Annotated in this window: 10 protein-coding genes and 1 pseudogene; 5 read left to right on the top strand and 6 right to left on the bottom strand. The window is 72.4% G+C overall.

Translation table 11 applies throughout. The annotated features are described in order from the left end of the window. Positions 1 to 100: 100 nt before the first annotated feature. Positions 101 to 979: a class I SAM-dependent methyltransferase gene (locus tag ACFQ87_RS36280; protein ID WP_380615192.1), complete on the top strand. Its 879-nt coding sequence runs from the start codon at positions 101 to 103 to the stop codon at positions 977 to 979. A gap of 5 nt (positions 980 to 984) precedes the next feature. Further along, positions 985 to 3,495 (top strand): ATP-dependent helicase HrpB, encoded by a 2,511-nt coding sequence (gene hrpB / locus ACFQ87_RS36285; RefSeq protein ID WP_380615193.1) that lies wholly within the window; start codon positions 985 to 987, stop codon positions 3,493 to 3,495. Positions 3,496 to 3,500: 5 nt separating this feature from the next. Here the strand turns inward: hrpB and ACFQ87_RS36290 are convergent, their stop codons facing one another. The 5 genes from ACFQ87_RS36290 to ACFQ87_RS36310 all read right to left on the bottom strand — a co-directional run bounded on the left by ACFQ87_RS36290 (position 3,501) and on the right by ACFQ87_RS36310 (position 6,154). Further along, a complete protein-coding gene (locus ACFQ87_RS36290) occupies positions 3,501 to 4,097 on the bottom strand; it encodes a hypothetical protein (RefSeq protein ID WP_380615194.1) in 597 nt (198 codons plus the stop codon). Positions 4,098 to 4,133: 36 nt separating this feature from the next. Continuing rightward, on the bottom strand, positions 4,134 to 4,292 hold the full coding sequence (locus tag ACFQ87_RS36295) for a hypothetical protein (RefSeq protein WP_380615195.1): 159 nt from the start codon (positions 4,290 to 4,292) through the stop codon (positions 4,134 to 4,136). Between the two features lie 72 nt (positions 4,293 to 4,364). After that, positions 4,365 to 4,994, bottom strand: a complete 630-nt coding sequence (locus ACFQ87_RS36300; protein WP_380615196.1) for a hypothetical protein — start codon at positions 4,992 to 4,994, stop codon at positions 4,365 to 4,367. Positions 4,995 to 5,160: 166 nt separating this feature from the next. Beyond that, on the bottom strand, positions 5,161 to 5,292 hold the full coding sequence (locus ACFQ87_RS36305) for a DUF397 domain-containing protein (RefSeq protein WP_380615197.1): 132 nt from the start codon (positions 5,290 to 5,292) through the stop codon (positions 5,161 to 5,163). Continuing rightward, positions 5,255 to 6,154: a Scr1 family TA system antitoxin-like transcriptional regulator gene (locus ACFQ87_RS36310; protein ID WP_380615198.1), complete on the bottom strand. Its 900-nt coding sequence runs from the start codon at positions 6,152 to 6,154 to the stop codon at positions 5,255 to 5,257. The genes ACFQ87_RS36305 and ACFQ87_RS36310 overlap by 38 nt, the downstream gene beginning before the upstream one ends. 771 nt (positions 6,155 to 6,925) lie before the next feature. Here ACFQ87_RS36310 and ACFQ87_RS36315 point away from each other — a divergent pair. Together ACFQ87_RS36315 and ACFQ87_RS36320 are read left to right on the top strand one after the other, a co-directional pair. After that, a complete protein-coding gene (locus tag ACFQ87_RS36315; RefSeq protein ID WP_380615199.1) occupies positions 6,926 to 7,450 on the top strand; it encodes a DUF6879 family protein in 525 nt (174 codons plus the stop codon). 27 nt (positions 7,451 to 7,477) lie between these two features. Continuing rightward, positions 7,478 to 7,609 (top strand): annotated as a pseudogene (locus ACFQ87_RS36320) (transcriptional regulator); the annotation flags it as partial. 212 nt (positions 7,610 to 7,821) lie between these two features. On the opposite strand, the gene ACFQ87_RS36325 reads toward ACFQ87_RS36320, so the two are convergent. After that, a complete protein-coding gene (locus ACFQ87_RS36325) occupies positions 7,822 to 8,400 on the bottom strand; it encodes a TetR/AcrR family transcriptional regulator (protein WP_380615200.1) in 579 nt (192 codons plus the stop codon). A gap of 90 nt (positions 8,401 to 8,490) precedes the next feature. Here ACFQ87_RS36325 and ACFQ87_RS36330 point away from each other — a divergent pair, with 90 nt between their 5' ends. Next, positions 8,491 to 8,937, top strand: coding sequence for an anthrone oxygenase family protein (locus ACFQ87_RS36330; protein WP_380615201.1), 447 nt, complete (start codon positions 8,491 to 8,493; stop codon positions 8,935 to 8,937). Positions 8,938 to 9,287 lie beyond the last annotated feature (350 nt).

Below are 9,287 nucleotides of genomic sequence, written 5' to 3' on the forward strand. Positions count from 1 at the left end.
GCGCCCGAAGGGGCCCTTCCCCGGATGCCACCGCCAGGATCCGGCACCCTGACGGGGCCGGTTCGCGGCAGCGGCGCTTCCGCATTCCATACCCTACGCGATGGGCATTGTCACCGTGGCCACCACCCCCCAGTCGAACCTGCACGATCTTGACACCTCCCCCACAGGGGTCGAGGAGGAGGACGGCGACGACGCGGTGCGGCGCTCGGCCGGCGTCGGGGAGAGCAGCCGGGCCAGCCGGCACTGGTGGGACCGCAACGCCGACGAGTACCAGGACGAGCACGGCGAGTTCCTCGGCGACGACCGCTTCACCTGGTGCCCCGAGGGCCTCGACGAGGCCGACGCCCGACTGCTCGGCGAGGTCTCGGGCAAGGACGTGCTGGAGATCGGCGCCGGCGCCGCCCAGTGCTCCCGCTGGCTGGCCGCCCGGGGCGCCCGCCCGGTCGCCCTGGACATCTCCTACCGCCAGCTCCAGCACTCCCGCCGGATCGACCTCGGCCGCGGCGCCGAGCCCGTCCCGGTGGTCCAGGCCGACGCCGCCGTCCTACCCTTCGCCGACGCGTCCTTCGACCTCGCCTGCTCCGCCTACGGCGCCGTCCCGTTCAGCGCCGACACCGACCGGCTGATGCGCGAGGTGCACCGGGTGCTGCGGCCCGGCGGGCGCTGGGTGTTCTCGGTGACCCACCCGATCCGCTGGGCCTTCCCCGACGAGCCCGGCGTCGAGGGCCTCACCGCGATGTCCTCCTACTTCGACCGCACCCCGTACGTCGAACAGGACGAGCAGGGCCGCGCCACCTACGTCGAGCACCACCGCACCCTGGGCGACCGGGTACGTGAACTCGTCGGCGCCGGCTTCCGGTTGATCGACCTGGTCGAGCCCGAGTGGCCGGCCGACCTGGAACAGGAGTGGGGCGGCTGGTCCCCGCTGCGCGGACGGCTGATCCCGGGCACGGCGATCTTCGTCACCGAGCGGGGCTGAGCCTGTTGCACCCGGCCTGGCGCGACCTGCCCGTCCGCACCGCCCTGCCCGCCCTGCACGACGCGCTGGAGGAGCACGGCACCGCCGTCCTCGCCGCCCCGCCCGGCACCGGCAAGACGACGCTGGTGCCGCTCGCCCTGGCCGGGCTGCTCGATTCCGGCCCGGTACGGCGCGTGCTGGTCGCCGAACCGCGCCGGCTCGCCGTCCGGGCCGCCGCCCGGCGGATGGCCTGGCTGCTCGGCGAGGCCGTCGGCGGGCGGGTCGGCTACACGGTGCGCGGGGACCGTAAGGTCGGGCCTTCGACCGTCGTCGAGGTCGTCACCACCGGGGTGCTGCTCCAACGCCTCCAACGTGACCAGGAGTTGCCCGGGGCCGACGTCGTCGTCCTGGACGAGTGCCACGAACGGCACCTGGACGCCGACACCGCCCTCGCCTTCCTGCTGGACGTGCGCGCCGCGCTGCGGCCCGAACTGCGGCTGGTCTGCGCCTCGGCCACCTCCGACACTGCCGCTTGGGCCGAACTCCTCGGCGGTGCGCCGGTGGTGGAGGCGCACGGGGTGTCCCACCCGGTGGACGTGGTCTGGGCACCGCCGCCGCGCGCCGTCCGGCCCGCCCACGGCACCCGGGTCGACCCGGCCTTGCTCGACCACGTCGCCACCGTCGTACGGCGGGCTTTGAGCGAGCGGGACGGGGACGTGCTCTGCTTCCTGCCCGGCGTCGGCGAAATCGCCCGCGTGGCGGGGCAGTTGTCCGGCGCGCCGGCCGAGGTACTGCAACTGCACGGCCGCGCCCCGCAGTCCGTCCAGGACGCAGCGCTCTCGCCCGCCGACGGGCGGCGCGTCGTCCTCGCCACCTCCGTCGCCGAGTCCTCGCTCACCGTGCCCGGCGTCCGGGTCGTGGTCGACGCCGGACTCGCCCGCGAACCCCGCACCGACCACGCCCGCGGCCTCGCCGGGCTCGTCACCGTCCGGGCCTCGCTCGCCGCCGCCCGCCAGCGCGCCGGACGAGCGGGGCGTGAAGCCCCCGGCACCGTCTACCGCTGCTGGCACGAGGCCGAGGACGCCCGCGCCGCCCGCTTCCCCACGCCCGAGATCGCCCTCGCCGACCTCACCTCCTTTGCTCTCCAAGCCGCCTGCTGGGGCGACCCGGACGCCACCGGGCTCGCCCTGCCCGACGCCCCGCCCGCCGGGGCGATGGCCGCGGCCCGGCAGACCCTCCAGGCCCTCGGCGCGGTGGGCGCGGACGGCCGGGCCACGCCGCGCGGTGTGCGCCTCGCCCGCACCGGCCTGCACCCCCGGCTCGCCCGCGCCCTGGTCGACGGCGCGGCGGCGGTCGGTGCGCGGCGAGCGGCCGAGGTGGTCGCGCTGCTCTCCGAGGAACCACCGCGCGCCCTGGGCGACGACCTCGGCGCGGTGTGGCGGGCGGTCCGTTCCTCCAAGGACCCCTACGCCGGCCGCTGGCGCGACGAAGTCCGCCGCCTCCTGCGCGCCGCCGGCTCCGAACCCGCCACTCAGCTACCCGACGCGGCCGCCGCCGGCCTCGTCGTCGCCCTCGCCTTCCCCGAACGCATCGCCCGCGCCCGCGTCGAGAAGCCCGCCCCCGGCGAGCGCAGCCCGTACCTGATGGCCTCCGGCACGGCCGCCGAACTCGCCCCCGGCACCACGCTGGGCGCGCTGCCCTGGCTCGCCGTCGCGGTCGCCGACCGCCCGGCAGGCTGGCACTCCGCCCGCATCCTGCACGCTGCGGCACTGGACGAAGACACCGCCCGACTCGCCGGTGCCCCGCTGCTCGAAGCCCGCGAGGAAGTCCACTGGGACACCCGCCGAGATGAAGTCGTCTCCCGCCGGGTCGAATCGCTGGGCGCCATCGAACTCGCCGAGAAGCCACTCAACCGCCCCGACCCCGCGCTCGTCCGGGGCGCCCTGCTGGAGGGCCTCGCCCGCGAAGGCGTCAGCACCCTGCTGAGCTGGCCCTCTCCCGGCCTACGCGAACGCCTCGCCTTCCTCCACACCGCCCTCGGCGACCCCTGGCCCGACGTCTCCGACGCCGCGCTGCTCGACCGCGCCGAAGAGTGGCTGGAGCCCGAACTCTCCCGCGCCCGCCGCCGCGCCGACCTTGCGAGGATCGACACCACTGCGGCCCTCCAACGCCTGCTCCCCTGGGCAAGCGGCGAAGCCGGCCGCCTGGACGAACTCGCCCCCGAGCGCATCACCGTCCCCAGCGGCTCGAAGATCCGAGTCGACTACACCACCGAACGCCCAATACTGGCAGTCAAGTTGCAAGAACTCTTCGGCTGGACGGCAGCCCCCGCCCTGGCCGGCGGCCGCGCACCCCTCACCATCCACCTGCTCTCCCCCGCCGGCCGCCCCGCCGCCGTCACCGGCGACCTGGCGTCCTTCTGGCGCGAGGGCTACCGTGCCGTCCGCGCCGATCTCAGAGGCCGCTACCCCCGCCACCCCTGGCCCGAGGACCCCACGACGGCCGAACCCACCCGCCGCACCAACGCCCGGAAGTAGCGGCCTCAGCCCGCGCACTCGGCCAGGCGCAGTCGACACTCGTCGAGCGCCTGCGCCACCGTCCCGCGCTCGTCGCCGTCCGCCGGGTCGAGGAACTCACCGGCGGCGACCAGGGACGCCCAGAACGCCGCAGGCCGGCCACGCCCGACCCGCGGACCGAAGCGCGTGAGCGACCGGAAGACGTGCGCCAACTCGCCCTTGACGAAGCCGCGCTGGAGATTGAGGAAGGAGCCGCTCCCGAGGCCGCCCCGGGCGCCCAGCGCCGCCCGCAGGTGCTCCTCGATCACCTGCTCCCGCTCGTCGAGCAGCTTCGGCGCGTCGAACACCCCGGTGATCTCCAGGACCTCGGCGTACAGCTCCTCCTCGCCCGGCCGGAACTCGGACCGCAGCTCCGGCTCCCGGCTCAACCGCCGCAGCAGCTCCGCCTCGTCGATCCCCAGCGCCAGCCCGACCGCCAGAGCGGCGTCCACCCACTGCGGCGCCCGCACGGCCGGCTCGCCGCAGACCACGTCCGGCGCCACCCCGGCCCGCAGCCGCTCCCGGGCCGCCTCCACCAAGGCCGAACCGCTGTCCGCCATCCCGCGCCCCGCCCCTCTCGTCACCCGGTGACGAACATCCTTCCAGGCAGGTCGGCGCGCTCAGAAGCCGGACGGGGTGATGCCGCCCGTGCCCGGTGTGTAGCCCCCGCCGCCGGCGCGCGGCAGGTAGGGCGGCGGCATCGGCGGGCTCACCCGGTGGACGGACAGGGCGACCGGGGCGGAGTCGGGACCAGGTCGAAGCGGCGCACCAGCGGACATGGTCCCAGAGTAGGACGGTCCCGGGAGCCCAAAGAGGGGCTCAAAGATGCCGGAATTCCCTTACTCACTGGCCTAGTTGGCGCGCCCTGGCGTGAACGTCGGGTCCGGGCGGCGCGGCGGGATGGGGGTGCCCATCTGCACCGGACCGCAGACCATGACCTTGGCCTCCCCGCGCGGGTAGCAGTCGCCCGAGCCGGGCTGCGGCTCGGTGCGGCAGTTGGTGCAGGGCACCGGTGCGATGTCGTGCGGGTCCTGTCCGGACGGGGCCTTGGGCTTCGCGGCCGCAGCGCCGCCCTGCGGCTTGGCGGCGGGGGTGGCGGGGGCGGCCAGGGCGGCCGGGGCCTTCGTGGCGGGCCTCCGGGTCGTGGTCGGAGCGTCGTTTCCCGACTCGTCCGACGCGGGCTCGGCGGCTGCCGGTACCGGATCCGAGGTTGCGGACGGGCTCGGCGAGGTGGCGGCCTCGGTTGCCGTCGCCATCGCCGTCGCCGTCGCGCTCGGCGAGGGCTCCGCCGTCGGGCTCACCGTCGCACTCGGCGCGGCCGCCGCGCCCCCGGCCGAAGCCGTCGCTCCGCCCCCACCCCCGCCGCCGGACAGCGCCCACACCGACCCGCCCACCAGCAGCACCGCCGCCAGCGCGGCCGGGACCACCAGCCGTGGCCGCAGGAACCTCCGACCCTTCGCGCCCTGCTCCGCTTCCGTCATCGTCGCTCCCCTCGGCCACGCCGCCGCGCCCATTGCGCGACGGACCGGCAGATCGTAGCGACGGGCCCGGACACTCGCGTGTCCGGGCCCGTCGGTGGCAGTGCGGCGGTGCGTCAGTGCGCGGCGGCCTCCCAGTGGGCGCTGGCAGACTCCGTCTTGGGGAGTCTTACTCCGGAAAGTCGCCCTCACGGACGGACGCCACGAAGGCCTCCCAGGCGGCAGCCGGGAAGACGAGGGCCGGACCGTTCGGGTCCTTGGAGTCACGCACGGGGACGAGGCCGGGGAATCCGGGGGCCACCTCGATGCAATTGCCCCCGTTGCCGCCGCTGTAGCTGCTCTTTCGCCAGGCGGTCACGTCGAGCTCGTTCCTCGTCATTACTAAACCCTTCCAGCGCATCGGCGATCAGCGCAAGCGAGTCGACAACTGAGAGCGCCTCCCCGTGGAGCAGATCATAGCTGCGGCGATGCCGCGCTACGGTCGCCGGATCGTCGCTGGAATGCCCTCGGTCAAGGCTCTCGGAGTAGACCGAGGTCCGACCATCCGGCATCTCCAGCAGCACCATGGAGGTGTTGCCGACGGCCGGTCTGCGAGAGAACGGCACGACTTGGATGACAACGTTTGGGAGTTCAGCAACAGCGAGCAGGTGTTCCATCTGGCATCTCATCACACGCGGCCCACCGAAAACCGTCCGGATCGCGCTCTCATCGAGAATCACCAGCAGGAAAGGTCCTTCAGCATCCAGGAAGCGCCTTTGCCTCGCGAGTCGAGCCGCCGTCCGCTCCTCGATCACATCGGGCTTGCCAGCCGCATCGCTGACCGCAAACACCGCCTGCGCGTACTCGCGACATTGCAATAGCCCGTTCATCACCGCGACTTCGTAGGCCCTGACGGCCAGGGCCTCGGCTTCCATGTCGACATGACTCTGGAACCAGTCCGGGTGCTCGATTTCGGCGTCCCAGTCAACCCGCCCGTACAGCCGCTTCAGCAAGTCGCCAGTACCGTACAGCCGATCAAGCTCCTCGACTTCCTCGATCGACGGCTTCCGCTTCCCGCCCTCGGTCCGCGAGACCACCGTCCGGTCGCAGTGCAGGAGCTTGCCCACGTTTTCCTGGACGTAGCCCGCCGCCTCGCGCGCGTACTTGAGCTCCTCACCGAACATGATCGCGGAGCTAGCCGTCGTCCCCCGCCTGGTCTTCCGCTGTGCCATGGCTGCCCCCAGTTGTACACCACACGTCCCGCACGCCGATCTGGCGTCACCGTACCTCCGCAGCTCCGATGATTGACACCAGAACGCAATCATTTGCATGCATAGCGTGAGTGCGCACTACTCTCGCGCTCCCTCATCCGCCCCCTGAGGAACTCCGCCATGCTCAAAACCCGCCGCCCCCGCACGTTCGCCGCCCGCCTCGACTTGCGGACCGAATCCACGCCCCTGGCCCGACACTTGCACCGCGCCTACCTCTCCGCCGCCGCACCCCCGACCGCCGCATCAAACCCGCCCTCACCCACTGCCGCACCCGCACAGCCCAAGCCACCACCCCGTAATCGCCTGCCACGCGCAGGAAGTCGGCCCCACCGACTTCCTACGCAGCGCACCCCGCCCCGACACACCTGAGCCTCCGGGCAACCAACGCTGACCTCATGGATCCCTGCGGGCGACTTCGCGATCAGCCTCCGAAGCACTTCTCGACGGGCGGCCCCGCGTGGCACGCGGGGCCGCACGCCTCAACCGGTTCGCGCGCCTCCTGTGCGACCGTGTGGATCGAGGACGAGGCATGCGAGCTCGTGATCCAGGACTGGAAGGCATGCGCCGCGCTCGAAGCCCGCATATGCGGGACCGAGTGGGTACCCGGCCACGAACGGGGCATCCCTGATCACGAAGCTGTCGTCCGCATCCCCACGCGGATGCCGATCCTGCGAAAGGCGTGCGATGACGCAGAACGTGCCGGACTTTTCCGCCTTGCTGAAGGGAGCCCGGCGGACGGCTGTCCATCTGGAGATGCGTGACGTCTACGGCGTCGCCGACGAGACCGCCGACTTCGAGGAGTTCAGGCAGTCCGGCTCGATCGACCTGGACCCGGACTCCGAAGGCTGGGCCGGCTGGGTGCCGCTCGTTCGGGAAACCGTCGGCCGTGGCGTGGTGATGCGCCGAGCGAGGATCGTGTCCGAGCCGGTGACCGACTACATCCGCTGGGAACACGCACTGACCCCGGTGAACATCGCCGCCGGCGAGCAAGTGCGGTGGCTCCCCCGCCGTCTCGCCTCGGACATCCCGCTGCCCGGCAACGACCTGTGGCTGATCGATGACCGCCTGGTCCTCTTCCACTGGTTCACCGGCGACGGCGATTGGGCCGGTCACGAGTACAGCGATGACCCGGCCGTGGTGGAGATGGTCTCCAACGCATTCGAGACCGTCTGGGAGCGCGGTATCTCACACGACCGGTACGTCGTCTGATCGCTCGGGCCCTTCCGCAGACAGTTCATGGCCGCCCGTCAGGCTCCGGCCGACAGGCTCCAGGACCTGTGCAACGACGCGGGGCTCACCGGCCGTGAGCTGTCCGCCCGGTGTGGCTGGCACCCGGCGAAGAGCACTCGCATCCAGAAGGGCGAGGCCGCTCGACTCGGCGCTCTTCCTGATCAACGCTCCGTCCGCTCACCGGAATTGGCCCCGGCGAGCGGTCGGTCGTGGCGCGGGCGCGGGCGCGGGTCGCGGCCGGGGCCCGGCGGTCTGCGGCTGCGCCGTGTGGGCGCGAGTGACCGGAGGCGATGCCGGAGGCAGGCAGCGGGGTCCGGGGACCCCGGCTGCCTGCCCGCTGGGGCGGCGTGTCAGACCACGGCGAGCCGGTCCACCAGCAGTTCCACCCTGCGCTCGGTGTCCTCCGGCGGGAGCCGTCGTGCCCGGGTCAGGGTGACCAGTCCGTGCAGGGCCGCCCAGAACACCTCGGTGAACAGTCCCGGGTGGACGCCCTCCCCGGCGACCTCGTCGAGGTTTTCCAGCAGGGCGGCGAAGCCGTCCTTCAGAGGTTCCGGGGTGTCCTCGTTCGCGAAAGCCAGGCCGCCGTCGAGCTGGAACAGGGCGTCGTAGACCGCCGGGTTGCGTGCGGCGAAGTCGAGGTAGGCACGGGAGAGGGCGGTGACCCGGGCGTGCGGGCCGTCCGCGGCGGAGGCCGCGGCCCGCAGCGCCGCGGCCATCTCGGTGGCGCCTTCGAGGGCGACGGCGCCGATGATCTCGCGTTTGCCGCGGAAGTGGCTGTAGAGGACGGGCTGGCTGTATTCGATGCGCTCGGCGAGGCGGCGGGTGGTGACCGCGTCCCAGCCCTGCTGCTCGGCGAGTTCGCGGGCTGTCGCCACGATGAGGCGTTCGCGCTCCGCCCGTTCCCGCTGCTTTCGTTCCTGTACCGACATGATTCGATCCTAGCATCGCTAGACAAGAGAGCGACAGCAGCTCTAGTGTTGCCTCATCAGCTAGCAACGCTAGATGCCGGGAGGGTCATCATGCTCAACGCACTAGAGGTCTTCACCACCGTGGTCGTCGGCGTGATGGTGGGGGTGGAGTTCTCCGTCGCCTTCGTCATCAACCCGATCTTCAACGCACTCCCCGAGGACAGCGGCCAACTCGGCCGCGCCCACGGGGGCCGGATGCTCGGCGCCGTGATGCCGTTCTGGTACATCGGCTCGCTCGTCCTGAGCGCGATCTGGGCCATCGCCGGATGGCATCACCACGGCGCCGGCCTCGTCGTCATCGCCGCCGCGCTGCTGATCGTGAGCGTGATCATGTCGGTCCTGCTGCTCGTCCCGATCAACAACCGGAGCAAGACGTGGACCCCCGAGAACCGGCCCGAGGACTGGAAGGAGCAGTCGAACCGCTGGGACCGCTTCCACTACGTCCGCGTCGCCGTCCTCATCGCCGCCTTCGCCCTGCTGGTCGCCGCCCTCACCTGAGCCCGCGGACCGGACCGTGTGAGCGCCCGGAAGTCGCGCGCCGACTCGCCCTTGACGAAGCCCCGCCGGATCCGGAGCCAGTAGCCGCTCGCGAGACCCCCTCGGCATGCAGCGCGGCGCATCCTGGATCAGCCGGCGGACTTCGCCGCGGCACCCGATCCACTCACCAGGAGTACTGACATGAGATTCGACGACCACCGGGTGGTCATCACCGCCGCCGGCCGCGATTTCGGGCGCACATTGGCCATTCGTCTCGACCCCCGCGAGTTCGCGGAAACTGAAGGTTCTTCAGCGCGAACCCGAGGGTCCGTTGCCCTGATGTTAGGGGGTGGACCCATGGGTTCGTGGTG

It is taken from the genome of Kitasatospora sp. NPDC056531, from assembly GCF_042794375.1.
Lineage (GTDB): Bacteria > Actinomycetota > Actinomycetes > Streptomycetales > Streptomycetaceae > Kitasatospora.

Bases quoted from the DNA above. Each gene is read 5' to 3' on its own strand.
- ACFQ87_RS36280 (WP_380615192.1), top strand. From the start codon at position 101: ATGGGCATTGTCACCGTGGCCACCACCCCCCAGTCGAACCTGCACGAT.
- ACFQ87_RS36295 (WP_380615195.1), bottom strand. From the start codon at position 4,292: ATGTCCGCTGGTGCGCCGCTTCGACCTGGTCCCGACTCCGCCCCGGTC.
- ACFQ87_RS36300 (WP_380615196.1), bottom strand. From the start codon at position 4,994: ATGACGGAAGCGGAGCAGGGCGCGAAGGGTCGGAGGTTCCTGCGGCCA.
- ACFQ87_RS36310 (WP_380615198.1), bottom strand. From the start codon at position 6,154: ATGTTCGGTGAGGAGCTCAAGTACGCGCGCGAGGCGGCGGGCTACGTC.
- ACFQ87_RS36315 (WP_380615199.1), top strand. From the start codon at position 6,926: ATGACGCAGAACGTGCCGGACTTTTCCGCCTTGCTGAAGGGAGCCCGG.
- ACFQ87_RS36325 (WP_380615200.1), bottom strand. From the start codon at position 8,400: ATGTCGGTACAGGAACGAAAGCAGCGGGAACGGGCGGAGCGCGAACGC.
- ACFQ87_RS36330 (WP_380615201.1), top strand. From the start codon at position 8,491: ATGCTCAACGCACTAGAGGTCTTCACCACCGTGGTCGTCGGCGTGATG.